21 protein-coding genes and 1 pseudogene are annotated in these 26,401 nt (G+C 59.6%); 15 read left to right on the top strand and 7 right to left on the bottom strand.

Annotated elements, in window-relative coordinates:
* Positions 1–49 precede the first annotated feature (49 nt).
* The gene (locus ACGJAX_RS21960; protein ID WP_248914921.1) at positions 50–1,390 is read left to right on the top strand and encodes an MFS transporter; all 1,341 of its coding nucleotides are present in this window, start codon (positions 50–52) and stop codon (positions 1,388–1,390) included.
* Positions 1,391–1,579: 189 nt separating this feature from the next.
* Here ACGJAX_RS21960 and ACGJAX_RS21955 read toward each other — a convergent pair whose 3' ends face one another.
* On the bottom strand, positions 1,580–2,596 hold the full coding sequence (locus ACGJAX_RS21955; protein ID WP_090327303.1) for a GlxA family transcriptional regulator: 1,017 nt from the start codon (positions 2,594–2,596) through the stop codon (positions 1,580–1,582).
* Positions 2,597–2,750: 154 nt separating this feature from the next.
* On the opposite strand from ACGJAX_RS21955, the pseudogene ACGJAX_RS30520 reads away from it, so the two are divergent.
* Positions 2,751–2,886, top strand: a pseudogene (locus tag ACGJAX_RS30520) (Mg chelatase-like protein); the annotation flags it as partial.
* 6 nt (positions 2,887–2,892) lie between these two features.
* Here the strand turns inward: ACGJAX_RS30520 and ACGJAX_RS21950 are convergent.
* Positions 2,893–4,107 carry a DUF4432 family protein gene (locus ACGJAX_RS21950; RefSeq protein WP_390956148.1) on the bottom strand — a complete coding sequence of 405 codons (1,215 nt, stop codon included), beginning with the start codon at positions 4,105–4,107 and terminating at the stop codon, positions 2,893–2,895.
* A gap of 187 nt (positions 4,108–4,294) precedes the next feature.
* Entirely contained in the window at positions 4,295–6,175 is a 1,881-nt protein-coding gene (locus ACGJAX_RS21945) for a sigma 54-interacting transcriptional regulator (protein ID WP_390956147.1), read from the bottom strand.
* A 343-nt stretch (positions 6,176–6,518) separates the two neighbouring features.
* On the opposite strand from ACGJAX_RS21945, the gene ACGJAX_RS21940 reads away from it, so the two are divergent.
* The 11 genes from ACGJAX_RS21940 to ACGJAX_RS21890 all read left to right on the top strand — a co-directional run bounded on the left by ACGJAX_RS21940 (position 6,519) and on the right by ACGJAX_RS21890 (position 17,897).
* Positions 6,519–7,619, top strand: coding sequence for an NAD(+)/NADH kinase (locus ACGJAX_RS21940; RefSeq protein ID WP_390956146.1), 1,101 nt, complete (start codon positions 6,519–6,521; stop codon positions 7,617–7,619).
* Entirely contained in the window at positions 7,597–8,574 is a 978-nt protein-coding gene (locus ACGJAX_RS21935) for a thiamine pyrophosphate-dependent dehydrogenase E1 component subunit alpha (RefSeq protein WP_247257054.1), read from the top strand. Before ACGJAX_RS21940 ends, ACGJAX_RS21935 begins: the two co-directional genes overlap by 23 nt.
* 32 nt (positions 8,575–8,606) lie before the next feature.
* Positions 8,607–9,626 (top strand): alpha-ketoacid dehydrogenase subunit beta, encoded by a 1,020-nt coding sequence (locus tag ACGJAX_RS21930; RefSeq protein WP_090321669.1) that lies wholly within the window; start codon positions 8,607–8,609, stop codon positions 9,624–9,626.
* Positions 9,623–10,735, top strand: a complete 1,113-nt coding sequence (locus ACGJAX_RS21925) for an acetoin dehydrogenase dihydrolipoyllysine-residue acetyltransferase subunit (RefSeq protein ID WP_390956145.1) — start codon at positions 9,623–9,625, stop codon at positions 10,733–10,735. Before ACGJAX_RS21930 ends, ACGJAX_RS21925 begins: the two co-directional genes overlap by 4 nt.
* 90 nt (positions 10,736–10,825) lie before the next feature.
* Entirely contained in the window at positions 10,826–11,890 is a 1,065-nt protein-coding gene (locus tag ACGJAX_RS21920; RefSeq protein ID WP_247257131.1) for a 2,3-butanediol dehydrogenase, read from the top strand.
* Between the two features lie 277 nt (positions 11,891–12,167).
* Positions 12,168–12,836 carry an AAA family ATPase gene (locus ACGJAX_RS21915; RefSeq protein ID WP_390956144.1) on the top strand — a complete coding sequence of 223 codons (669 nt, stop codon included), beginning with the start codon at positions 12,168–12,170 and terminating at the stop codon, positions 12,834–12,836.
* 351 nt (positions 12,837–13,187) lie between these two features.
* Complete coding sequence (locus ACGJAX_RS21910) at positions 13,188–13,919, top strand: UTRA domain-containing protein (RefSeq protein ID WP_390956143.1); 732 nt, start codon at positions 13,188–13,190, stop codon at positions 13,917–13,919.
* 134 nt (positions 13,920–14,053) lie between these two features.
* Positions 14,054–15,343, top strand: a complete 1,290-nt coding sequence (locus ACGJAX_RS21905; protein WP_390956142.1) for an MFS transporter — start codon at positions 14,054–14,056, stop codon at positions 15,341–15,343.
* A gap of 28 nt (positions 15,344–15,371) precedes the next feature.
* Entirely contained in the window at positions 15,372–16,217 is an 846-nt protein-coding gene (locus ACGJAX_RS21900; RefSeq protein ID WP_390956141.1) for an amidohydrolase family protein, read from the top strand.
* Positions 16,218–16,371: 154 nt separating this feature from the next.
* Complete coding sequence (locus ACGJAX_RS21895) at positions 16,372–16,515, top strand: hypothetical protein (RefSeq protein WP_390956140.1); 144 nt, start codon at positions 16,372–16,374, stop codon at positions 16,513–16,515.
* Entirely contained in the window at positions 16,512–17,897 is a 1,386-nt protein-coding gene (locus ACGJAX_RS21890; protein ID WP_390956139.1) for a gluconate:H+ symporter, read from the top strand. The genes ACGJAX_RS21895 and ACGJAX_RS21890 overlap by 4 nt, the downstream gene beginning before the upstream one ends.
* 327 nt (positions 17,898–18,224) lie before the next feature.
* Here the strand turns inward: ACGJAX_RS21890 and ACGJAX_RS21885 are convergent, their stop codons facing one another.
* The 4 genes from ACGJAX_RS21885 to ACGJAX_RS21870 all read right to left on the bottom strand — a co-directional run bounded on the left by ACGJAX_RS21885 (position 18,225) and on the right by ACGJAX_RS21870 (position 23,519).
* On the bottom strand, positions 18,225–19,565 hold the full coding sequence (locus tag ACGJAX_RS21885) for an OprD family outer membrane porin (protein ID WP_390956138.1): 1,341 nt from the start codon (positions 19,563–19,565) through the stop codon (positions 18,225–18,227).
* Between the two features lie 215 nt (positions 19,566–19,780).
* Positions 19,781–20,965, bottom strand: coding sequence for an amidohydrolase (locus tag ACGJAX_RS21880; RefSeq protein ID WP_390956137.1), 1,185 nt, complete (start codon positions 20,963–20,965; stop codon positions 19,781–19,783).
* A 4-nt stretch (positions 20,966–20,969) separates the two neighbouring features.
* Positions 20,970–22,259 (bottom strand): MFS transporter, encoded by a 1,290-nt coding sequence (locus ACGJAX_RS21875; RefSeq protein WP_390956136.1) that lies wholly within the window; start codon positions 22,257–22,259, stop codon positions 20,970–20,972.
* Between the two features lie 336 nt (positions 22,260–22,595).
* Positions 22,596–23,519: a LysR family transcriptional regulator gene (locus tag ACGJAX_RS21870; protein ID WP_390959967.1), complete on the bottom strand. Its 924-nt coding sequence runs from the start codon at positions 23,517–23,519 to the stop codon at positions 22,596–22,598.
* Between the two features lie 292 nt (positions 23,520–23,811).
* Between ACGJAX_RS21870 and ACGJAX_RS21865 the strand changes: the two genes are divergently transcribed.
* Both ACGJAX_RS21865 and ACGJAX_RS21860 read left to right on the top strand, forming a co-directional pair.
* Positions 23,812–25,155: an MFS transporter gene (locus tag ACGJAX_RS21865; protein ID WP_390956135.1), complete on the top strand. Its 1,344-nt coding sequence runs from the start codon at positions 23,812–23,814 to the stop codon at positions 25,153–25,155.
* Between the two features lie 19 nt (positions 25,156–25,174).
* Positions 25,175–26,383 carry a benzoate/H(+) symporter BenE family transporter gene (locus tag ACGJAX_RS21860; protein WP_390956134.1) on the top strand — a complete coding sequence of 403 codons (1,209 nt, stop codon included), beginning with the start codon at positions 25,175–25,177 and terminating at the stop codon, positions 26,381–26,383.
* Positions 26,384–26,401 lie beyond the last annotated feature (18 nt).

Genomic DNA, 26,401 nt, shown 5'->3' with positions numbered 1-26,401 from the left:
TCCCGACTTCTCATTACGATCAACTCACCGCCAGCATTGGAGGTGGCCAATGAGTACCCAAAGCGCAAGCCTGACGCCGACCCTGGCCCAGAAATTAGAACAGACCGCCGAGCGCAAGGCCCTGCGCCGCGCTGCCAGTGCCAGTTTCATGGGTAATTTCGTCGAATGGTTCGACTACGCGGCCTACGGCTATCTCGCCACGGTCATCGCCCTGACGTTCTTTCCGCAAACCGACAAGGCCACCGCGTTGCTGGCGACGTTCGCGGTGTTCGCGCTGTCGTTTATCGTCCGCCCGCTGGGGGGACTGGTCTGGGGCCACTTCGGTGACAGGTACGGGCGGCGCAGTGCGTTGTCCTGGTCGATCCTGATCATGTCTGTCTCGACCTTCTGCATCGGCATTCTGCCGACCTACAACCATATCGGCCTGTGGGCACCGGCATTGTTGTTGCTGATTCGCTTGTTCCAGGGCTTCTCCGCGTCGGGTGAATACGCCGGAGCCTCGGCCTTTCTCGCCGAATATGCCCCTGAGGGCAAACGCGGTTTGTACACCAGCATCGTCCCGGCCAGTACGGCGGCCGGCTTGCTGTTCGGCGCGGTGTTTGTGGCCGGCTTGCATTCATGGATGAGTGTCGAGGACCTGCACAGCTGGGGCTGGCGCTTACCCTTCCTGCTGGCCGCGCCATTCGGCCTGGTGGGGCGCTATATCCGCATGAGCCTGCAGGACACGCCCAAGTTCCTTGAGATGGAGAAACGCCTGGAGGCGAAGGAGTGCGCAACCCCGGCGCCGATTCGCGAATTGCTGACGGTGCATCGACGCAGCGTGATCATCGGGATCGGCGTGACCTGCCTGAATGCTGTGGCGTTCTACCTGTTGCTCAGCTACATGCCGACCTACCTGTCCACCGAAATGGGCATGACCGAGAGTGATTCGTTCCTGGCGTCGACGGTGTCGCTGGCCACCTACATCGGCCTGATTTTCCTGATGGGCAAGCTGTCGGACCGGTTCGGGCGCAAGACCATGTTGCTGACGGCTTCGGTGTTGTTCCTGCTGCTGACATTTCCGCTGTTCGGGATGCTCGAGAATCAACCGCTGATCGTGATTCTGATGATCCAGATTGCGTTCGGCGCGATCCTGGCCATGAATGACGGTACCTTGCCGTGCTTCCTCGCCGAGATATTCCCCACCCGCGTACGCTTCAGCGGATTTGCCTTCAGCTTCAACATCGCCAACGCGGTGTTCGGTGGCACCGCGCCGTTTATCGCCACCTGGCTGATTCAACTGACCGGCAACAAAATGGCCCCGGCCTGGTACCTGCTGGCGGCAGCGGCGGTGGCCTTGATTGCCATGCTGGCGAGTCGGGAAACGGCGCATAAGGCGTTGCAGGACTGACCTGCACTCGGCGAACGCTTGGACGCCATCGCCAGCCAGCTCGCTCCCACAGGGGATCTTCAGTGGATGTCGAATCGATGTTCACAAAGATCAAATGCGGGAGCGAGCTTGCTCGCGAAGAGCCCAGTCCCACCCACATCACTCTTTAGCGTCCGCGCGGTTTCGCGAGCAATTGCATCGTTTGCCGCACTAATGTGCGGCAGCGACTTGTTTACGCTCACCAATGGGCGATACACCGAAGAAACGGCTGTAGCACTTGGAGAAGTGCGCCGGGGAAACGAAGCCGCAGGCGAGGGCAATGTCACGAACCTGCGATTCGCTGCGAAGCAGTAATTGGCGTGCCCGTGAAAGGCGCAGTTCCAGGTAGTACTGACTCGGTGTGCGTTGCAGATGCTTGTGGAACAGACGCTCCAGTTGGCGGACCGATACCTCGTTCAACCGCGCCAGTTCCTCCAGGCCTACCGGCTCCTCAAGGTTGGCCTCCATGATCGCCACCATCTGGCTGAGCTTGGGCTGCGAAGTGCCCAGCTTTTGCCGCAATGGAACACGCTGTTGCTCCTGAGCCCCTCGTACCCGATCGCACAACAGCAACTCGGCCGCATGGGCCGCGATTTCACGACCACCCGGTTCGCGGGCAATCAATTGCAGGGTCATGTCCATGGACGCCACGCCACCGGAACAGGTGTAGCGATCACGGTCGAGCTCGAACAGCTGGTTGGAAATAATGATCCCCGGGAAACGCTCCTTCAGGGCTTCGATGTCTTCCCAGTGAATCGTGCAGCGATAGCCCTTGAGTAAATCGGCGCGAGCCAGCAAGTGGCTGCCGGTGCAAATCCCGCCCAGCGGCACCTGATCGTGCGCCAGTTTGCGCAACCAGTTGATGAGCGGTCGGCTGCTGTGATTGGAGACGATCGGGTTTGATCCGACCACGAACAGCATGTCGAGCCTGGGCGCATCGGCGATGGTGTAGTCAGGCAGGATGCGCATGCCGTTGCTGGCCGTCACCGGGTCCAGACTGGCGGCGATGATGACCGTGCGGAACATCGTCTGACGCGCTGCCAGATTGGCCATGCGCAGGGTTTCCACGGCCGAGGCGAAGCCGATGGTGGTGAAGTTGGGGATGACCAGAAAGCCGACGGTTTTCACCGGCCGTTGTTCATTCGTCGAACGTCCTGCAGGGGGCCTGGCCGCCTGGAGTTTCGCCATCATTACCGCTCCTCAACTGCATCAATGGCGCGCCCTGCGACAGGGCCACGTCATCTCGTTTTTGTTTTTGTCAGCCCGGTGTACGGGGTACTGGATATTACACCGGGTGGCCGTTCAATAGGCCATCACAGGATGAACAGGCCGCATTCGTGTGGAGCGTTTAACAGTGTCGTTGCAAGCAGCCCATCGACCGCTCAAGGTCGCACACACTGATGGACCTTGAGCAAGCCGAGTGGATCAGGCGCGAACATTTGGCCGAGGCGCGGCGATATCGGCCGACAATGATCTAGCCGGTGTCACCCCTTGGTCAGATCAACCAGCGGCGTCTGCCGCACCTCAGTCTCGCGCCCCCCCTGAATCTCGCTCACCTGCTTCAAGGCCTTATCCACGGCCGCCTTATCCGCCAACAAGCTGTAGCTGATGCGGAACTGCTTGTGTTCCTTCGGCCCAATGGTCGGTACCAGGTTCAGTGGTCGCTGATAACGGCGGTTGTAGGAAAAACTTGTCCCCGGCTCCAGCCCCGTGACATAGCCCTGGCCCTGGGTATCGGTGTTTTTCCACAGAGAAAACACGGGCAGTGTCTGAGTGTTGAAACCGACCGAAACACCCAGGCTGCCGGCCTTGTTATGCAACACGGTCAACGTATCGCCCTTGGCATCGGCATACGGCACCACGTTGTAAACCGTTTCGTCGTAGTCCTTGGTCGGTGCGCGGTAGGTTTGCCAGTCGGGCAGATCGCCCTTGGCCTTGTCGTTGAACGGTGACACCTGTTTCACCGGCGCGGCGAAACGAGCGCCTTGCTCCAGGAACGGGGTGCTGAAGTTACTGTGATACAGCGCCTGGTATTCCTTCGGATAGTCACCGTTATTGGTCAGGGTGTCGTTGAGGGCGAACACTACGCTGCCGGGTTCGGTGACCAGTTCGGTCGCAACAGAGAAGTCGGCCTTCTTGAACGCCTGCTCTTTCAATTCGCCGCGCAGGGTGATGGCGTACGGTGGTTTTTCATCGATGTGCAGGGTGACGGTGTTCGCAGGAATGTTGGCGGCCCGACCGTGCAGGGTCAGCAGTTCGCCGTTGTCGACGCCGGGGTGGCCTACCCATTCGTATCCGCAGCGGGTGACCAGCTCATTGAAACCTTCCAGCCAGCCCAGACCGCCACGGCCATTGAGTTCGATAAAAGCCGGATTGACCACTTCCTTGACCGGCGAATCCCAGCCCATGCGCACATTGCCGACCGAGGCGTGCAAGACGTTCATTCCACGAGTCGGCACGACCGAGAGTTTCATCGTGCCGTTATCGATGTCGACGATGCTGACGCCTTCCTGCCGACCGCCGTGCAAGGTGCGCAGGGCGACACTGAAGGGTTTGTCGGTTTTTACGCCGAGTTGCTGGCTGGTGATCTGCCAGTCCTGGGCGGCTTTGTCGGTGTCTAGAAGGACGTAATCCCAGGCCATGGCGTGGGACGCAGCGGACAGTGCGCTGAGGGCAACAAAGAGTTTGAGCGGGGTCATGACAGCAGCCTTTCTTGGAGTTGTGCCATTTTTATAGACTTGATGAATCGTTTCAGCAAGCTGAAAAAGCGAAAAACCTCCCGCACATTCCAAGAAATATTCGGGACAAATCGGAAAATCGAGTCGACGGAATCGCGATCAGGCCGCTGAGGCGCCGGGTACTTTCACGCCACGGGTCGTGACAGGCTTACACCTGGCTTCTGCCAGGCATGTCGATCCCGTGCTGATGCACCCGCCGATACAGGGTTGCCCGTGAGATACCCAATGCCTTGGCAGCGGCGGTGGGTTTCCAGCGGTGGCGCACCAAGGCGTCGAGCAGGGCCTGACGTTCCGGGCTCGCACAGCCATCGATGGTTGGTCCATCAAGTCGGTGATCTTGCAACTGCTCGGGCAAATGGCTGACCTGAATCAGGTTTGAATCGCACACTGCGCAGGCATAACGCAGCACATGCCGTAACTGACGTACGTTACCTGGCCAGCGGTAGCCAAGCAGGCATTCCAGAGCCGCACCTCCCAGTTGCATCGGTTCCGCGCAAAGCGTCGATTCCTCATCGAGAATCCGGTTGATCAGCGCCAACCGGTCACTACGCTCGCGCAACGGCGGTAACTGGAAGCGCGCACCATTCAAACGAAAGTAGAGGTCTTCCCGAAACTCACCCGAGGCGACCAGTCCTTCCAGGTCGCGGTGGCTCGCGCAGACGACCTGAAGGTCGATCGCTCTGCTGCGTGAAGCTCCCAGAGGCGCCACTTCACCCTCTGCAAGAACCCGCAGCAGCCGTGTTTGCAAGGGCAGGGGCATGTCGCCGATTTCATCGAGAAACAGAGTGCCGCCATCGGCCTGTTCCAGCAGGCCTTGCATGCCCTTGCTCGAGGCACCTGTGAAGGCACCGGCGACATAGCCAAATAATTCGCTTTCGATCAGGTTCTCGGGGATCGCCGCGCAGTTCAACGCAACGAACGGCCGCTCGCGGCGCTGGCTGGCTTGGTGCAACTGACGGGCGAAGACTTCCTTGCCGGAGCCGGTCTCGCCCTGGATCAGCACCGGCAGGTTGCGGTCTTTAACCCGCACGGCAAGACGCAGGCTTTCTTCCAGTCGCGGGTCGAGTTCGGCGGGTGTCAGTGCCAGTCGTGAAGCGTTGCGCTTCACCCGCCGTGGCATGTTAAGACGACCGTGCACTTGCGTGTGGCCATCCTGGCTGTGCAACAGGCACAGCGACTCGTCTCTGATCCGATGCAGCAACTGCTGATCGAACACTTGGCCAATGTGTTCCGGCAGTTGACCAAAACTGTGCAACAGCCATTGCCGCGCAGCAGGGTTCAATGCCTGCAGGCAGCCGTCGTCGTCCCAGGCGAGCAAGTAATCGGGTTGGCTGTCGACGTAGCCTGGGCTGCTGTGGGCTCGCAGCACCCAGTAGCCCTGGGCGCTGCTCATGAAAAATGCCTGTTCGATTTCACGCGCGCTCTGCACCACCATCTGCCGGATCAGGTGTTGGGAGCGGCGGTCGTCGGGTGAGCGCACCGCCGACACATCGAGCACCCCGAGCAGTTCCCCCTTGGGGTCGAAGACCGGCGCGGCCGAGCAGGTGAGTCCGATGAAGGCGGCGCGAAAATGATCGCGTTTGTGGACGGTGACCGGCGTTCGCGCAGTCAGTACCGCCGCCACGCCACACGTACCTTCCTCACCCTCCGACCAGCACGTGCCGAGGTAAAGACCGGCCTTGCGGCAGTCATTGCGGATGGAGGATTCGACGCGGTAATCGATGGTCTGGCCCTGAGCGTCGGTGAGCAGGACGCAGTAGTCGGCATCGCGGACCCGACCGTGGAGGCGGGCGACTTCTTCACTGGCGATGCGCAAGAACAACTCGGAGCGCTCGCGGCATTCCTGCAGCACGTTCTGCGAGAGGATCCGTGGTCCTTGTAGCGAGCCGGGATCCAGGTGGTGTTGCTCCATGGAGCGGCGCCAGGAGTCGAGAATCAGGTCCGACACAGGCAGCTGCGGCAAATGTCCGGCATTTTTCAAAACACGGCTGACGCAATCCACATGCGCCTTTGAGTGTGCGGAAAGCATTAAGGCCTCCGGTTCCATCTTCTTTTAGTTGTGCGGCTATTAAGCGCCGTTCATGGGTCACAGACAAGTGTCGAGGCAACCGGGGCCGGCGGTGAGACGCGACGTCTCAGCGTCTCGCCGCCACCTCGTGCAGTCTGACATGACGCGTCTCATTCGGAATTGATTCGGGCCACTCATGGGTGACCACCGGAACGCTCTACGGCGGGCTTTTTCAGGCGTTTTTGCAGACCTGGCACCGGCCTTGCTCTAGCTCTGGCAACCAGCCCGACTGGCCACCCAATAATAAAAAGAGGTGCCCGATGTCCTGCCGAAACCCTTTCCTTGATCTGCCGATGGTGGCGTCATGAGTCGTGCGCCGCTGACCGTAGGCATCATTGCCAACCCGGCCTCCGGCCGCGACGTGCGGCGACTGACCGCCAACGCCGGGTTGTTTTCCAGCACCGACAAGGTCTCGGTGATCCAGCGCTTGCTGGCGGCCTTTGGCGCCACGGGTGTCGAACGGGTGCTGATGCCCACGGACATGACCGGGATTGCCGCCGCCGTGCTGAAAAACAGCCACGGCCGCCAGGCGCGCAGCAGCCACTGGCCGGCCCTGGAGTTCCTCGACCTGACCCTGCGCCAAAGCGTCGAGGACACCCGCCTCGCGGCACGCTGGATGGCTGAACGCGGTGTTGCGCTGATTGCAGTGCTGGGCGGTGACGGCACTCACAAGGCGGTGGCCGCTGAAGTGGGCGACATTCCGCTGCTGACGCTGTCCACCGGCACCAATAACGCCTTCCCGGAATTACGTGAAGCCACCAGCGCCGGGTTGGCCGGCGGGCTGTTTGTCAGTGGGCGGATCCCGCCCGAGATCGCCTTGCGCCGCAACAAACGCTTGCTTGTGCGCGAACCGAGTCGTGGCCTGTGCGAGATGGCCCTGGTGGACGTGGCGGTGTCCTCGCTGCCCTTTGTCGGCGCACGGGCCATCAGTCGCGGGGCCGATCTGGCCGAGGTCTTTGTGACCTTCGCCGAACCTCAGTCCATTGGCATCTCGGCCCTTTGCGGCTTGTGGTTTCCCGTGTCACGTCAGGCGCCTGGGGGAGCCTGGATGCGACTCGATGCACGATCGCCCGAAGCGCTGTTGGTGCCTCTGGCTCCAGGCCTGCTGCAAGGCTGCGGTGTACTCGCGGCCGGAAGCCTTGAACCCGGGGTCGCCCATCGTCTGTGCCTGGCCAGCGGAACCCTCGCTCTGGATGGCGAGCGCGAGATCGAATTCAACGCCCATGACCGGCCCACGGTCACTCTCGATGCCGGCGGTCCGCTGAGCATCGATGTCAATGCGACCCTGGCCCATGCCGCGCAACAGCGACTACTGGCCATCGGTAGCGAGCACCCGCAACACCCTCTGAACCTTGAATCACAAGACACCCTGGAGAATAAAAATGTCGACACAGCTGACCGCTGATCAATTGCTGCATGCCTATCAGGTGATGCGCACCATCCGCGTCTTTGAAGAGCGCCTGCACGTGGAATTTGCCACCGGTGAGATTCCCGGTTTTGTCCATCTGTATGCCGGCGAAGAGGCCTCGGCCGCCGGGGTCATGGCCCACTTGGGGGATGACGATTGCATTGCCTCCAACCACCGTGGTCACGGCCATTGCATCGCCAAAGGCGTCGATGTGTACGGGATGATGGCCGAGATCTACGGCAAGAAAACCGGGGTCTGCCAAGGCAAAGGCGGCTCCATGCACATCGCCGATTTCGAGAAGGGCATGCTCGGTGCCAATGGCATTGTGGGGGCCGGTGCGCCGCTGGTCGTGGGCGCGGCGCTGGCTGCGAAACTCAAGGGCACTGACAGTGTTGCGGTGGTGTTCTTTGGCGACGGTGGTTCCAACGAAGGGGCGGTGTTCGAAGCGATGAACATGGCCTCGGTGTGGAATCTGCCGTGCCTGTTCATTGCCGAGAACAACGGTTACGCCGAAGCCACGGCCTCCAACTGGTCGGTGGCCTGCGATCACATCGCCGACCGCGCAGCCGGTTTCGGCATGCCCGGCGTCACGGTGGACGGTTTCGACTTCTTCGCCGTTCACGAAGCCGCCGGTGCCGCCGTGGAACGGGCCAGGGCCGGGGAGGGGCCGTCGCTGATCGAGGTCAAACTGACTCGCTATTACGGTCACTTTGAGGGCGATGCCCAGACCTATCGGGCGCCGGACGAGGTCAAGCATTTCCGCGAGCACAACGATTGTTTGATGCAGTTCCGTGATCGCGTCATCCGCGCCGGGCGGGTGCAGGCCAGCCAGTTGGACCAGATCGACAGCGAGGTGGACCTGCTGATCGAGAACGCCGTGCGTAAGGCCAAGTCCGACCCCAAGCCGAGCGCGGCCGACCTGCTTTCCGACGTCTACGTTTCCTATCCCTGAACGCCCCCATAACAAGAATCGAGACCTTCATCATGGCGAGAAAAATCAGTTATCAGCAGGCAATCAACGAAGCGCTGGCCCAGGAAATGCGCCGCGATCCCAGCGTGTTCATCATGGGGGAGGACGTCGCCGGCGGTGCCGGTGCCCCCGGTGAAAACGACGCCTGGGGCGGGGTGCTGGGCGTGACCAAGGGCCTCTATCACCAATTCCCGGGACGGGTGCTGGACACGCCATTGTCGGAGTTGGGCTATGTCGGTGCTGCCGTGGGCGCCGCGACCTGCGGCGTGCGCCCGGTGTGTGAGTTGATGTTCGTCGACTTCGCCGGTTGCTGCCTGGACCAGATCCTCAATCAGGCGGCCAAGTTTCGCTACATGTTCGGCGGCAAGGCGTCCACGCCACTGGTAATCCGCACGATGGTCGGTGCCGGGTTGCGGGCCGCCGCCCAGCACTCGCAGATGCTGACCTCATTGTGGACTCACATTCCAGGGCTGAAAGTGGTCTGCCCGTCGTCACCTTATGACGCCAAAGGTTTGCTTATCCAGGCGATCCGCGACAACGACCCGGTGATCTTCTGTGAGCACAAATTGCTCTACAGCATGCAGGGTGAAGTACCGCAGGAGCTCTATACCATCCCCTTCGGCGAAGCCAACTTCCTGCGTGATGGCAAGGATGTGACGCTGGTCTCCTATGGCCGCACGGTCAACACCGCGATGGACGCTGCCCGCAATCTGGCCGCGCGTGGCATCGATTGCGAGGTGATCGACTTGCGCACCACCAGCCCGCTGGACGAAGACAGTATTTTGGAAAGTGTGGAGAAGACCGGACGCCTGGTGGTCATCGACGAAGCCAACCCGCGTTGCTCCATGGCGACTGATATTTCGGCTTTGGTGGCGCAAAAAGCATTCGCCTCGCTCAAGGCGCCGATCGAGATGGTGACTGCACCGCATACGCCGGTACCGTTCTCTGACGCCCTGGAAGACCTCTACATTCCCGACGCGGCGAAGATCGAGAACGCCGTGCTCAAACTGATCGAGTGGAGCAAGCGTTCATGAGCCAGATCCATACCTTGACCATGCCCAAGTGGGGCCTGTCCATGACGGAGGGCCGGGTCGATGTCTGGCTCAAGGAAGAAGGCGAGGCCATCGCAAAGGGCGACGAAGTGCTGGACGTCGAAACCGACAAAATCTCCAGCAGTGTCGAGGCGCCTTTTTCGGGGGTGCTTCGTCGGCAGATCGCCCGCCAGGACGAAACCCTCGCGGTGGGTGCGTTACTCGGCATCGTGGTCGATGGCGAGGCCAGCGAGGTCGAGATCGACGCGGTTATCGAGCAGTTTCAGGCCACGTTCGTGCCTGGGGGCAGCGCTGAGGAAGACCAGGGGCCGACGCCGCAGAAGGTCGAGCTGGACGGGCGGTTGATCCGTTACTTCGAGCGCGGCGAAGGCGGGGTGCCATTGGTGCTGGTGCACGGCTTTGGCGGTGACCTGAACAACTGGATGTTCAATCATGAAGCATTGGCTGCCGGGCGTCGGGTGGTTGCTCTGGACCTGCCAGGCCATGGCGAGTCGACCAAACAACTGGAGCGCGGAGACCTGGATGAGCTGAGCAGCGCAGTGCTGGCGCTGCTGGATCACCTGGACATTCCGGCAGCGCATCTGGTGGGTCATTCCATGGGCGGAGCGGTGTCGCTGAACATTGCGCGCCTGGAACCGCAGCGGGTACGGAGCTTGACCTTGATCGGCAGCGCAGGTCTGGGGGCGGGCATCAACGGCGATTACCTGGAAGGTTTTGTCGAGGCGGCCAACCGCAATGCCCTCAAGACACAGTTGGTGAAACTGTTCTCCAATCCCGATCTGGTCAACCGGCAGATGCTCGAAGACATGCTCAAGTACAAGCGCCTGGAGGGCGTGGGCGCGGCCCTGCGCCTGCTGGTCTCAGGCTTGTTCAAGGAAGGATCTCAGCAGCTCGATCTGCGGGGCGTGGTGCAGGACTGCGAGCAGCCGGTATTGCTGATCTGGGGCAGTGACGACGCGATTATTCCAGCGAACCATAGCGCCGGGCTGAAGGCCCAGGTCGAGGTCCTGCCAGGTCAGGCGCACATGGTGCAGATGGAAGCCGCCGAGCAAGTCAACCAATTGATTCTGAAGTTTGTGCAACAGCACTGACGCCCCTCCTGGCGGCCTCTCGCGGGCTGCCAGGAGTCACTATTTCAAGGAGATGTCGCTATGAGCCTTCCGAGCAATCCTCAACGCAGTATGCGTGCCGCTGTCTGGCACGGCCGCCACGATATTCGTGTCGAAGACGTTCCGCTGCCAATGGCGCCACCGGCCGGTTGGGTGCAGATCCGTGTGCAATGGTGCGGAATTTGTGGTTCCGATCTGCACGAGTACGTGGCCGGGCCGGTGTTCATACCGGTTGATGCGCCGCACCCACTGACCGGAATCAAGGGCCAGTGCATTCTCGGTCACGAGTTTTGTGGCGAAATCGTCGAGCTCGGTGCCGGTGTTCAGGGTTTCAGCATCGGCGAACCGGTGGCGGCCGATGCCTGCCAGCACTGCGGTACCTGCTACTACTGCACCCACGGGCTGTACAACATCTGCGAGAACCTGGCCTTTACCGGACTGATGAATAATGGTGCCTTCGCCGAACGGGTCAACGTGCCGGCGAATCTGTTGTACAAGTTGCCGGCGAACTTTCCTGCAGAAGCCGGGGCCTTGATCGAGCCTCTGGCGGTGGGCATGCACGCGGTGAAAAAAGCCGGGAGCCTGCTCGGGCAGAACGTTGTCGTCGTGGGTGCGGGCACCATTGGCTTATGCACCATCATGTGCGCCAAGGCTGCCGGCGCGGCTCAGGTGATCGCTCTGGAAATGTCTGGGGCGCGCAAGGCCAAGGCCCTGGAAGTGGGGGCAACCCATGTGCTTGATCCCAAGGAATGCGATGCCTTGGCTGAAGTGCGGCGCCTGACGGGTGGGCTCGGGGCGGATGTCAGCTTCGAATGCATCGGCAACAAACACACGGCCAAGCTCGCGATCGATCTGATCCGCAAAGCCGGCAAGTGCGTACTGGTGGGGATCTTCGAGGAGCCCAGCGAGTTCAACTTTTTCGAGCTGGTGGCGACCGAAAAACAGGTGCTGGGTGCGCTGGCCTACAACGGTGAGTTCGCCGATGTGATCGCTTTTATCGCGGATGGCCGCCTGGATATCACGCCGCTGGTGACGGGGCGCATTCAGTTGGAGCAGATCGTGGGGCAGGGCTTCGAGGAGCTGGTGAACAACAAGGAGCACAACGTCAAAATCATCGTGTCACCCGGTCGAGTCTGAAACGGCTCAATCGGGCGATGAACCAGGCTGGTCGCTGGCGGACAAGGGCTACGACGCTGAGCGCCTGCGACGCCATTGCGACCAGCGCAACATCATCGAACGCAGGTTAGGCTGGTTGGAAGAGAACCTGGTTCTGAGAACTATTAGCCAGAATCCGGGTTAGAGTGCTCATCGAATGTCAGTTCATAAGGTCCCTCCACTTGATTCGCAACGTCGCGCCAAGCGGTTACAGCGAACGAACCGGGCAAAAAAACGTATACCAATCGTTATTTGAAGAATGAATCCTCCGCTGTTTGTTTCACTCGATGGGCCCAAGGGAACCGGCAAAACCACGCTGTTGGAGGCCGTTACGAAAGTGCTGCGCGCCGACAACAAAATGGTGATCCGACTTTGCGAGAAAAAAAGCGATCCCTATAGGGGTGAAACAATGGCCCTCGTTAACAAGCTCGTCAGAAATCCCGCTCGGGATCTGGAGTGGGCGGTTTGTGAGCGCCTTGCTGATAGCCGCAACTGGATTTCCCGGCATGTGCTGACTAAACAGCCACCGGGCAGCATCATCCTGATCGATCGCTGGTACCCGTCAGATGCGGCGTTTCGCCGGATAATCCCGTTTGCAGAGATCCTGCAGTTAAACATTGATCGAAACGTGCAAGTGCCAGACCTGCATGTCGGGGTTGTCACCGACCCTGATATTTCATGGGCCAGGGCTGCGGCACGACAGCGTGGGTTGAGCAGTACGGTCATCCATAAGCTGGAGGAACAGGTCGCTTGTACCAACGCGTTCGAACGAGCGATTGCGGATCACGGCTGGGTTCTATGCCGTAATGAAGGCACGATCGAAGACGCAACGATGCAGGTGATTTCTGAGATCTATAAAGTCCTTGGGTGCTCGGTAGATGAAATCCGCTGCGCCGGTCTTGATGCGGTTGAGCTAGCCAAGGTTTAGATCGTTAGCAGGATCGAACGAAGGTTCGAGCGTCGATGGGCGTGCCACGAAAAAAAGCGGACGGTAGGGATACGGCCCGCACAAAAAACAAACGCCCCGAACAAGTCGGGGCGTTTGCTGGGCTGGCCTTCACTGCGTTTTCACACAGTCTGCTCCGGGCCTTTTTTCTCGGGCGCCGAATGTTCACACCCTGCCTCTGCATCCATGACCAAGACTTAATTCGACTTGACTCGGTGTCACCCCGCCATTCGTCAGCAAGGTGCCTTGCCGCTCCTTGACAGGCAAGTGATCTGGGGAAATACTCGCACCAATATTCATATATATGACTAGATAACAAGGTGAATAAAGTCGATGAATGCTCTCTCCAGTGATGTCCGCCTGCCGCTTTACCAACGCTTGCGTGATCAATTGGCTGAACAGATCGCCAATAATCGCTGGCGTCCAGGGGAAGCCATTCCCACCGAAGCCGCGCTTTCGGCCGAATACCAATTGTCCACGGGGACCGTGCGCAAAGCGGTCGATGCCTTGGTCAGTGAGGGCATTCTGGAGCGGCAACAGGGTCGAGGTACCTTCATTCGGCGACCGCAATTCCAGTCTTCGCTATTTCGGTTCTTCCGTTTTCAAACCGCTGCCGGCGAGCGCCAGGTACCGGAAAGTCGCATCCTGTCGATTGAACCTGTGCCTGCGCCCTCGGCGGTGGCACAGGCCTTGGGGCTGCCTCCCGAAGCGCCAGTCATTCGCATCGTCCGCGTGCGACTGCTTGATGTTAAGCCGGTGCTCGCCGAAGAAATCTGGCTGCCACGCGATCGCTTCCAACCACTGTTGGAGATCGACCTGAGTCTGAAAGGGCCGCTGCTGTATCCGATCTATGAAGAGGTCTGCGGTCAGGTTGTCGCCTCTGCTGAAGAAACCCTCACCGCCGAGTCGATCAATGACGTGCACGCGCGATTGCTGCAGGTCCCGGTCAACAGCCCGGTGGTGGTGATCGAGCGTCTGGCCCGGGATTACGCCGGTACGCCGCTGGAGTGGCGCCGTTCTCGCGGGCAGGCTGAGCACTTCCGTTACAGCGTGGAGATTCGTTAACCCGTGCCTGGGTAGCGGATCGTCAAGCGGCGAGACGCTCGCCGCTGGCTTCATTGTTTTGTGTTCATGACTGGCCCCGTAGCGGCGCGGTTCGCTCTCGGCTGCCTCACGTTCCACCTATAAGGATAAGAATCATGTTCAGCTGGTATCGCCAAGTCACTCCTCGGGAGCGCAAAACGTTTTGGGCCTGCTTCGGCGGATGGTCGCTCGACGCGCTGGAAGTACAAATGTTCGGCCTGGCCATTCCGGCGTTGATCGCCGCGTTTGCCTTGACCAAGGGTGATGCAGGGCTGATCAGCGGGGTCACGCTGGTCACTTCGGCCATCGGCGGCTGGGTAGGGGGGACATTGTCCGACCGCTATGGCCGGGTACGCACACTGCAATGGATGATTGTGTGGTTCTCGGTCTTCACCTTTCTGTCCGCGTTCGTCACGGGCTTTCATCAGCTGTTGATCGTCAAGGCACTGCAAGGCTTCGGCATCGGTGGTGAGTGGGCGGCCGGCGCGGTGCTGATGGCTGAAACCATCAACCCTCAATATCGCGGCAAAGTGATGGGCACCGTGCAGAGTGCCTGGGCCGTGGGTTGGGGGCTGGCCGTCGGCGTGTTTGCGCTGATTTATTCTTTCGTCCCGCAAGACATGGCCTGGCGTGTGATGTTTATCGTGGGCCTGCTGCCGTCGTTCCTGATCATCTGGGTACGGCGTAATGTCGAGGAACCTGACAGTTTCCAGCGCCTGCAAAAGCAAAACGCGATTCCGCAAAGCTTCTTCAAATCCCTGGCCGGTATTTTCCGCCCTGAACTGATCCGCGTGACGTTGTTCGGTGGTCTGTTGGGCCTGGGGGCGCACGGTGGTTACCACGCGGTGATGACCTGGCTGCCGACGTTTCTCAAGACCGAACGCAACCTGTCGGTACTCAACTCTGGCGGCTACCTGGCGGTGATCATCCTGGCCTTTTGGTGTGGATGCGTGGTCAGCGGGTTTTTGATCGACCGTATTGGCCGTCGTAAAAACATCGTCCTGTTCGCGCTGTGCTGTGTCGTCACTGTGCAGTGTTATGTGTTCATGCCCCTGACCAATACCCAGATGTTGTTCCTTGGTTTTCCGCTCGGCTTTTTCGCGGCCGGTATTCCCGCGAGCCTTGGGGCACTGTTCAACGAGCTGTACCCGGCGGATGTACGCGGTGCCGGTGTGGGCTTCTGCTACAACTTTGGCCGGGTGCTATCTGCAGTCTTCCCTTTCCTGGTCGGTCACATGAGCGACTCCATGTCCCTGGGGTCTGCGATTGGTATCGACGCCGGGATTGCCTATGGCGTGGCAGTGGTCGCGGCACTTTGCCTGCCGGAAACCCGTGGACGCAGCCTAGAAGCTTCGAGTGCATCGGTGCCAGCAACGGTCAATGGCAACGAGAGCGCCCGGGCCTGATGCCCTTTACCTTCTATAGATGAACGCTATGACTGACACCAGTTCTACGCCGATCACCGGCATCGACTCCCATGCTCATGTGTTTAGCCGTGATCTGAATCTGGTCGGTGCACGGCGCTATACCCCTGATTACGACGCCACGCTTGAGCAGTATCTGACGCACTTGCACGCTCATGGTCTGAGTCATTGCGTATTGGTTCAACCGAGCTTTCTCGGCACCGACAATAGCTACCTGCTGGCGGCGTTGAGGCAGGCGCCGGAGCAGTTGCGAGGCGTGGTTGTGCTGGAACCAGGCGTCAGTCGCGCCACGTTGAATGACATGGATCACTTGGGCGTGGTCGGCGTTCGCTTGAACCTGATGGGTAAGGCGTTACCTGATTTTCGTAACAGTGCCTGGAGAGAGTTTTTCAGCCACATTGCTGATCTTGACTGGCATGTCGAGTTGCATCGGGAGGTAAAGGATCTGCCGGGACTGATCCATCAATTGATGCCGTTCGGTTTGAAGTTGGTGGTTGATCACTTTGGTCGGCCGGATGCCAATTCGGGTGTCGATCAGCCCGGGTTTTGCGAGTTACTGGAGTTGGGATCGAAAGGTTCGATCTGGATGAAGGTATCGGGAATCTATCGTTTGGGAGGTACGCCGCAACAGAACATCAATTTCGCTCGAAAGGCATTACCGCTGTTGGAACAAAGTTTCGGCCTCGGCCAGTTGGTGTGGGGCAGCGACTGGCCGCATACGCAGCATGAGCAAAGTGTCGGTTTCGGCACCGTAGTCGATCAGTTGCAAGCCCTGGAGTGTTCGACGCAGGTTAGCTATTCGTTGCTGGTGCAAGCGCCTCGAAGGTTATTCGGTTTTGCAAAAGGCGAAAGCTGAAACTTGCGCCTGCATTTGCAGATGACCATTCAACTCACCCAATTAAACGAATACATACAGAACGTTAGAAGTGCGACGTTGCAGTAAAACCTATCGTGCCGCATCGAGAAATTCTGTGTAACAGCAGCATATTCCAATGACAAGAGTAGATTCCATGAACACGTCATCCAATGCCGAAGTTGAAAGCACCCAAACGCTGTTTGGTTTATCGCGTGCGCCGACAGGCGTTACGGTTTCAAACTTCTCTTTCAACACTGAGTGCAGTTTGAACGCCAGCCCAACCGAGATCCTTTCATGACTCCCTTAGATATAGACCTCTTGCTGACCGCATTGGTGAGCGTCCTCGTGCTGGTGGCGCTCATCGTGTCGCGTCTCAAAATGCACCCGCTCCTGGCCTTGCTAGTCGTTTCCGTTGGCGTTGGCTTTGCAACCAGTATGGAGCCAGACACCATCGTCTCCCACTTGATCACCGGCGCCGGAAAGACACTGGGGGCAGTAGGGATCGTCATCGCGCTTGGAGCGATGCTAGGCAAAATTCTTGCTGACGCAGGCGTCACAGAGCAGATCGCCGAGGTCATCCTCAAGCGAACATCGGATCGGATGATTCCTTGGGCCATGATGATGGTTGCATTTGTAATAGGCATTCCCATGTTTTTCGAGGTGGGCCTGGTGATCATGCTGCCGCTGATATTCAGCGTGGCTCGCAAGCTGGAAAGCCAGGCTCGCTTCAAAGGTTCAGCGTATGTGTATGTGGGGGTTCCGGTGATTGCGGCACTTGCAGCCATGCACGGGATGGTACCGCCGCACCCTGGCCCCTTGACGGCCATCGCCGCGCTCAAAACCTCGGTCGGGCCCACCATGCTCTATGGCTTCCTTGCGGCTATTCCAGCAATGATTTTAGGCGGCCCGCTTTATGGCGCGTTCATTTCTCCGCGCATGAGCACTCGGCCCGATCAGGTTTTGCTGGATCAGTTCACCCTGGCTGAAAAAGCCGACGATCAACCAAGCACCAGCGTATGGCTTGGCGTGCTGGCAGCCTTGCTACCGGCGATCCTGATGCTGATTCATGCCGTCGCTGAGATGGTATTACCCAAGGGCAATGCGATCCTGAAAATGGCTGGTTTCTTGGGCAATCCCCTGATAGCCATGCTCCTGGGCGTGCTGTTCGCCGGAGCAAGTCTGGTACTCGCGCGGGGCGGCGATGCGGGGCAATTGCGCGAATCCCTGGGCAAGAGCCTCAAGCCAATCGCCTCAATCATCATGATCATCGCCGGCGGTGGTGCCTTTCAGGAGCTGCTGACCAGCGCCAAGGTGGGCGATGCCATTGTGCACCTGATCCAGCAGTCTGCGTTCCCTCCGCTGATCTTGGGTTGGTTGATCGCGATGCTGCTCTCGGTATCTACCGGTTCTGCCACTGTAGGTATCGTTGGTGCTGCTGGCTTGCTGGCGCCGCTTGCAGGTGCAGATCCCGGCCTCAACCTGCCTCTGCTTGCCTTGTCCATAGGCTGTGGCTCGCTGTTCTTCAACTATGCGAACCATGCGGGCTTCTGGATGGTGAAGGAATCCTTCGGCATGACTATGGGCGAAGCCACCAAGACCATTTCGGTGGTTCAATCCATCGTAGCCGTGGTCGGTTTGATTGTGGTGTTGATGTTGAATGCGGCTGTCACGGTGAATTGAGTCAGGATCCGTTCGCAGGTAGTAACCCTGCCCGAGCGAGTTAGCCGAGGGTGGGAGATTCTATGGTTGAGGAAATGCCCTCAACCCGCTTTTGATTGGTATTCGCTCTGTCCTTTTAGCAGGGCGAACACGCCCAATCGCGCAGCCACCTCTGAAACAGGAAGCTGTTTTTCGGTCACACACGCCGCTGAGCAAAAATTGCATTAAAGGAGAGCGCCTCGTGGGAGGGGACGCCCTATGAGTCCTACCCTGAAGGATGCGCCGCAAGGCATGTTGTACACCTTGCGGCAATTTCGCCCTTTAATCGGCAACATGCCGCGTGTTGGCCTAGAAGATCTTGATCGGTACGTTGACGATCAACCTGAACTCTTCAAGATTGCCTTCAAGTTGATATTCACTGGCGCGGTGCCAGGAGTAATTAGCGATCAGGCTAATGTTCTTGAAGGTGCCCGATTGCACGGTGTAGCTGGCATAAGTACCCACTTCGTAGTGGCTTTCACCCTGCTGTTTGAGTACCGAGGTGTAGATGCCGTTCGGGCCACCGTTGTAGTGACTGCCGTCGATGCCCATGCCCTTGATGTACCAGAGCGAAGTCGTCAGTCCAGGTAGGCCATAAGCGACGAAATCAGTGCTGTAGTTCACCCCGATCGAGCGCTCATTGGGGCCGTTGTAAAAGGACAGCATGGTATTGGGCAGGCTGATGGCGTTGGATTCGGCCGGGTAATCGAAATATTCGTCACCCTTGATTTGCTGCAAGCCGAACTTCAGCGTGTGGTTGCGCCAACGGGGCGTAATCGTCAGGCCGTAGGCCTGCTGATTGATGTTGCCGGCGATTTCACGACCACTCGACTGGGTGTTATAGGCATCCAGTTGCACATCGACATTAACCGGTCCCCAAGCGGACTTTTTGCCCAGGCCCAGGTACTCACGATCCCAGATATCATCGAATCGAGAGACATAGGCGCTGCTGCGCCAGCCACCGACAGTCAGGTAGTCGGCCCCGGCGTAAGCGTTGAAGGCACTGGTGATCAGGCGTGAACCGTAAGTGGGGCTCAAGTCCTCGCTTCCGGCCCCGGTACGCGGCGAGCCCCTGTCGAAATAGCCAGACTTGATCGTCAATCCTTCGATGTCATGACTTTCCAGGGAGATCCCATTGAATGTTGAAGGCAAGGTGCGGGTGTCGGTGTAGGACATCATCGGTGTCCTGACTTGCTGCCGGCCCACCTTGAGCAGCGTCTCGGCAACCTTGAACTTCAGCGCTGCAATACCGAGTTTGCTCCAGTCATCGACCACATCGCCGTCCTTGTCCACCAGCATTCGATTACTGCCACCTGCCGCCGCTGTCCGGCTGCGCTCCAGCGCCACTGCCGAGAAGGTCGAAAGATCCAGCCCGAACTTTACCGGTCCGTCGGTGAAACCTGAGACGAAGTCGAGTCTGAAGCCTTGCAGCCAAGCGGTACGATCACGCAACTTGCGTACCCCGTCCGGTGTTTGCAGTTTGAAGTAAGTGGCTTTGTGGCCCACCTCATGTGAGTACCAATGACGGGTATTAAGGGTCAGTGAACTGTCTTCCAGAAAACCTTGTTCCTGGGCATTGACCTGGGAAGTAGAAATTGCGGCCGCCAGCGAGCCGGCGGTGAATAGCGCCAAATTACCGTTGCGATACATAGACTTTGCCTGTTGTTGTTTTTAGGGCAGATATGAAAAAAGTCGCCGAGTCATCGTTATGTATGGTTATTGCGCGGGCAGGGCGTAGCCCGACTTGCCCATCAGGCCGCAGGCGGCCTGATGGTGGTCGTTCAGATATTGGATTGCCGGTTTAGTGGCTCGGGTACCTGGAAGTCATCAAACAGCGATGAAGTTGTGAACCCGAGCCTGTGGCATCAGTTGAGATAATCCTTCACCAGTTTCAGCCAGCAGTCGGAGCCGATGCGAATCAGCTCGTCGTTGAAGTCGTAGTGAGGGTTATGCACGGAGCAGCCATGAAATTCGCCTTCGCCGTTGCCCAGGAAGAAGTAACAACCGGGAACTTCGGTCAGCATCCAGGCAAAATCTTCAGTCGCCATGATCTTCGCCGCGTGGGGCAACAGGTGGCCGGGCTTGAATAACGGCTCCAGGCTTTGGCGAAGCATCTGCGTCTGCGCCGCGGTATTGACGAGCGCCGGTGCCAGTTGTGTGGTCTGAAGTTCGATTTCGACGCCGAACATCTGTTCATGGCCTTGGGCAATCTGCGCCAGGCGCTGATTGATTTTACGTTCGGTCTGCTCGGTGTCGGTACGCACGCTAAGCAACATCGAGGCCGTGTCGGGAATGATGTTGTAGACGGTGCCAGCCTCGACCACGCCAATGCTGATCACGGCGTGTTCATCGACGCAGAGATTGCGCGATTTCACGGTCTGGATTGCGTTGATCAGGCTGGCCAGCACCGGTACCGGATCTATGGCGCGCTCGGGCATTGCGCCGTGACCTCCACGACCTTTGATCAACAGGCTCACTCGTTCCGAAGAGGCCATGGTGGGGCCGGCCTGGACCACAGCGGTCCCCACGGGAATGCCCGGCAGGTTGTGCAAGGCAAAGATCGCATCACAAGGGAAACGTCTGAAAAGGCCGTCATCCATCATGGCCTTGGCCCCCCCCAGACCTTCCTCATCAGGCTGGAAAATCAGGTTGAGCGTGCCGTCAAAGTCAGGCGACTGAGCGATTCGCCATGCGGCAGCCAGCAGGATGGCGGTGTGGCCGTCGTGGCCGCAGCCGTGCATGCGGCCTTCGATCCGGCTGGCATGTGCGAAGCAGTTTTTCTCCTGCATCGGCAGGGCATCCATGTCGGCACGCAGGCCCAGTCGGCGAGTGCCACCGCCTCGGCGCAGCACGCCGACCACGCCATGGCCACCGATGCCGCGATGAACTTCGTAGCCCCAGTCTTCGAGCTTGCTGGCCACCAACTCGGCGGTCAGCGGGGTGTGAGCGCCCAATTCAGGGTTCTGGTGGATTTCTCTGCGCAGCTGGATAAACGTGTCCAGGTCCGGTTCGGCAAGGGGCCGGGCTTGGGTTTGGTTCAATGCATTCATCAGGTCACTCCCGACCAGGGTTTTCGGGGAATACAGCCAGGCACGCCAGACTGATGGCGCCGCCTGCGAGCAGGTACAGCGCCGGCGCCTGTGGGTTATTCAAGGCGCCTGTGAGCCATGTCGCGATCAACGGGGAGAAACCGCCGAACAAGGTGACGCCGAAGCTGTAGCTGACAGCGGTGCCCAGTGCGCGGCGATTTTTCGGAAAGGCTTCCATGATCAGGGCGAAGAAGGCGCCCGAACCGATGCAACCAGGCAGTACCAGCATCGCGATGACGAACATCGCCACAAACAAGTTGGTGCTCAAGCTGAGCAAGTAGAAGGCTGGCCAGGCCATCAGCACGGGCAGGGTGATCGTCCAGGCCAGCAGTTTTTTGCGCAGGCCATGGCGATCGGCAAAGCGCCCGGCCAGCGGCGTGATGATCGCCAGGCAGGCACTTGCCACGCAGGTGATGGCCAAGGCACTACGTTGCGGGTAACCCAGGGTGACGGTCAGGTAGGCCGGCATATAGAAAATGAACAGGTAGATGCCGATGGTGGCGCTGGCCATCAGGCCGATCGCCAGCAAGGTGTGACGCATATCGATGTGGTCGCGCAACCGACCGTCGCGCTTGGTCGGTTCGGCTTCGTGAGTTTCCGGCAGGCAGCGACGGATGTACCAGCCCAGCGGTCCGATGAGCAGCCCCAGGACAAAGGGGATGCGCCAGCCCCAGCTTTCAAGGTCCTCGACACTCAACGCATTGGTGAGCAATAACCCGAGACCGGCCCCGACCATGGCCGCGTAGCCCTGGCTGGCGGCCTGCCAACTGACATTGCGGCAGCGATTGGCCGTAGCACTGGACTCCATCAGATACACCGACGCAGTGCCTATTTCCCCACCCGCCGAAAAGCCCTGGGTAAGGCGGCCAGCGACCAGCAGGAACGTGCCGAACAAGCCTGTTGCCTGATAGGACGGCGCGAAGGCAATCATCGCGGTACCGAATGTCATCAAGCTGATCGTGAGGCTCAAAGCGGCCTTGCGACCATGGCGGTCGGCAAAGCGACCAATCACCAGAGCCCCCACCGGGCGCATGAGGAAACCAACGCCAAAGGTGGCCAGCGACATCAGTAGCGAGGCCATTGCCGACTGAGCGGGGAAGAAGTTCCTGGCAATCACCACGGCGAAGAAGCTGTAAATCGTGAAGTCATACATTTCCAGGGCATTGCCTAGGGCGCAGGCGACGGTGGCTTTCCTGGAACCGATCACGGATGGAGTAGCGATGCCGGGGAGGGGGGGCGCGTGCAGGGTAGTCATCAATTTTTCCTGTGACAGTTTTTGTTGTGGCCTGAATATCCGGCAAACACTGTCACTGCGCACTTGCGCTTTTCTTCGATGATTAACCGCTGGTTAAGATGCCTGGCAGCACCGACGAAAGACGGCGCCAGTTCGGTGCGATATTGCCCGATTACCGATCACACGCACCGTTTGACGACAGCGACGCATTCGTCGAGGCAAGCCGCACAGGAGGCGGCTGGAGGGTTTAGCTCAATGCCCTGGAGGTTATGGCGGTCGGCCCCAGGCAACCGGGACAGACTTAACCGTTGGGCATATCGTTGCATTTTTCTTATGTTGCTCGATTCCGACTGCGCGCTAGCGCGAAGCATCCATTGCCTGTGTCTTCGAGAGCACGCTTCTGATGGCGTAATAAAGGTCTGCGGCCGTTGTTGTCAGAGCGTGGCGATCAATGCAGACCAGGTAGATGGGGTACTCGGGGATGCTTTCTTCGATCTTGACCTGCATCAGGTCTTCATTGAGCCCTCTGGGCAGTGAGTTTTCCATTCCGGCTTCGCTGAGCGTCATGAACGCATCGGCGTGGTGCAACAGATCAAGCGCCAACAATACCGATGAACACTCGGTGATCCGCTGCGGTGGAGGAATCTCGTTGTCTTCGAACATTTGATAGAACTGCGACGAGTGATCGTCGATGGCATCCAGGCTGATCCAGTTTGCAAACTGCAACTGACGCAGCGAATGGGAGTGGCGGAGAGGATTGTTCTTTCGACAGACCACCAGACCCCGCATGCGGCTCAACGCTTCCCAATCCAGGTTCAGTCTTTGCGTATGCTGCTGCGAGGTAATGGCGAAATCCAGCGTGCCGTCCCGAAGACGCTGCAGCATCTGGTTGGGTCGCAGGTCCACCAGGTGGATTCGGACACGCGGATTCTTCGCCTGGAACGCAGCAACGCATTCTCCCAGCCCCTTGAGCACGGCGGTCAGGGAAGTGACGCCGATGGTGACCTCACCGACCTGCATATCCTTGATGTTTTCAGCCTCCAGTTGCAGTCGTCGCATGCTCTCGACCGTCAACTGTGCATGGCGAATGATGCGGCGGCCTTCGTCGGTGAGCGACATGCCCCTGTGGGAACGCTGCAGCAGAGCCAGGCCCAATTCGCTTTCCAGATCCTTGATTGAGCGGCTGATGGCGGGCTGGGTGACATGCAGTATCTGCGAGGCCTCACTGATGCTTCCGGTTTGGTGGATGGCGACCAGCGCTTTGATCTGATGGAGTTTCACGTACGGACAGGTCCTTGCGGTGCGACGAAGATTCAATCGCTTTCATAGTGTCACGCCTACCACCGCTGCAACACTCCGACATCTCTCTCTGCACAAAACGGATAGCGATCTGCGCAGAGCGGATATTGCCCCGCTGCCGGTCTCAATACCCTTCATTTGCATCCTGCGTAACAGTCCTGTGCATGGCACGTAACAATGCGGCCGCCATCGGTGGCGCGTTGCGTGCGTTGCCTGCAGCAGGCGGCTGAGCGCCCAAACGAACAATAAAAAATAACAACAAGAGACCGATGTCATGCGAAAAATCGATGTACACGAGGTGATCGACAACGCACGCTTCAACCGCTTTCACTGGATGGTGTTGTTCTGGTGCGCGCTGATCATCATCTTCGACGGCTACGACCTGGTGATCTACGGGGTGGTCTTGCCGACGTTGATGAAAGAGTGGGGACTGAGCCCGCTGGAGGCCGGGGCGCTGGGCAGTTATGCGCTGTTTGGCATGATGTTCGGTGCGCTGTTTTTCGGCCCGCTGTCGGACAAGATCGGGCGCAAGAAAACCATCACCCTTTGCGTGATGCTCTTCAGCGGTTTTACCGTGCTCAACGGCTTTGCCACGAGCCCCACGACCTTTGGCATCTGCCGGTTCATTGCCGGCCTTGGCATCGGCGGCGTCATGCCCAATGTGGTGGCGCTGATGAACGAGTACGCGCCAAAGAAAATTCGCAGCACCCTGGTCGCCATCATGTTCAGCGGTTATTCGGTGGGTGGCATGCTCTCGGCGGGCCTGGGGATCGTGCTTATTCCCAGCTTCGGTTGGCAGGCGGTGTTCTACATCGCGGGGCTGCCGCTGTTGCTGCTGCCATTGATCATGTATTTCCTGCCGGAATCGGTGGGTTTCATGCTGCGCCAAGGCCGCAACGAGCAAGCGCGCGCTGTCTTGCTACGCGTTGACCCGGCCTATGTCGCCCAGGCCAGCGACACCCTGCACATGGCGGAAGTGAAGGGCACCGGCACGCCGGTACTGCAGCTGTTCCGCGAAGGCCGCGCCATGCGCACGCTGATGCTTTGGCTGGCGTTTTTCTGCTGCCTGTTGATGGTCTACGCCTTGAGTTCCTGGCTGCCGAAACTCATGGCCAACGCCGGTTACAGCCTGGGCTCAAGTTTGTCCTTCCTGCTGGCGTTGAACTTCGGCGCGATTTTCGGTGCGGTGGGTGGGGGCGTATTGGGCGACAAGCTCAACCTGCCAAGGGTGCTGGCGGTGTTCTTCGCGATTGCCGCGGTGTCGATCACCTTGCTTGGCTTCAAGAGCCCGACCCCGGTGTTGTACCTGCTGATCGCCATCGCCGGCGCCACCACCATCGGTTCGCAAATCCTGCTGTATGCCTGTGCCGCGCAGTTCTATTCCATGGCCATTCGTTCCACCGGGCTTGGCTGGGCGTCGGGGATCGGCCGTAACGGTGCCATTGTCGGCCCGCTGTTAGGCGGCGCATTGCTGGGAATCAATTTGCCGCTGCAACTCAATTTCATGGCGTTCGCCTTGCCGGGTGCGGTGGCCGCCCTCGCCATGACCCTATATGCCATCAGCAGCCAGCGAAACGCCTCCAACGTGACCGCGCCGCTGTCGGCGGCCAAGGCTTGAGTGCGCAAGGAGCTGTTTGATGAAAGGCTTGATGCGTGACTTTTCGCTGTCCGCTGCGGTTGCGGGCTTTATTGCCACGGTGATCTCGTATGCGGGCCCACTGGTGATCATTTTCCAGGCGGCGGACGCCGCGCACCTGTCTCGCGAGCTGTTGTCGTCCTGGGTCTGGGCGATCTCCATTGGCAGTGCGCTGCTGGGCATCGGCCTGAGCCTGCGTTACCGCGTGCCGATCATCATTGCCTGGTCGGCACCGGGCTCGGCGTTGCTGGTGGCGTTGCTGCCGGGCATCTCGATGAACGAGGCCGTCGGTGCCTACTTGCTGAGCAGTCTGATGATCTTTCTGGTCGGCATTTCGGGCGCCTTCGACCGCGTTATCGGCAAGCTGCCCGGAGCCATCGCAGCGGCGATGCTGGCGGGGATTCTGTTGCGTTTCGGCACTGGCTTGTTCGTGTCATTGCAAGGCCAGCCCGGGTTGGTGCTGGCGATGTTCGCCACCTACCTGGTGTGCAAACGACTGCTGCCGCGTTACGCGGTGATGGCGGTACTGGTGGTGGGCTGTGCCATCGCCATGCTCACCGGCCAATTGCACCGCGAAGCCCTGGTGATCGGCCTGGCGACGCCGGTTTGGGTCACCCCGCAGTTCAGCCTGGGAGCAACCTTGAACGTTGGCTTGCCACTGGTGATGGTGGCGCTGACCGGGCAGTTCGTGCCGGGCATGGCGGTGTTGCGCGCCTCGGGTTACGCCACGCCGGCCAGACCGATCATTGCCTGTAGTGCGCTGGGCACGGTGTTGTTGGCGCCGTTTGGCTGCCACGGCCTCAACCTGGCGGCGATCACTGCCGCCATCTGCACGGGCCGCGAGGCCCATGAAGATCCGGGCAAACGCTATGTCGCCGGTGTGGTCGGCGGTTTCTGCTACCTGGTACTAGGCATCTTCGGGGCGACCCTGGTGTCGTTGTTCGCCGCCTTCCCAAAAGAGCTGATCGCCGCCCTGGCGGGACTGGCCCTGTTCGCTGCCATTGCCGGCGCCCTGGCCAACGCGATGGCTGTGCCCAATGACCGCGAAGCGGCGCTGGTGACGTTCCTCACCACCGCCTCGGGCATGTCGCTGTTCGGGCTGTCCGCCGCGTTCTGGGGACTGATTTTCGGCATGACCGCGCACCTGCTGTCGGGTGCGCGGCGGCCGCCCCATGCCACTTCCAGCAGCGCCCGGGAGGTGGCGCGCTGACCTGTATCCGCCACGCCT

The organism is Pseudomonas moorei, assembly GCF_042846945.1.
GTDB lineage: Bacteria > Pseudomonadota > Gammaproteobacteria > Pseudomonadales > Pseudomonadaceae > Aquipseudomonas > Aquipseudomonas moorei.
This window is presented reverse-complemented; position numbering and strand designations above follow the sequence as displayed.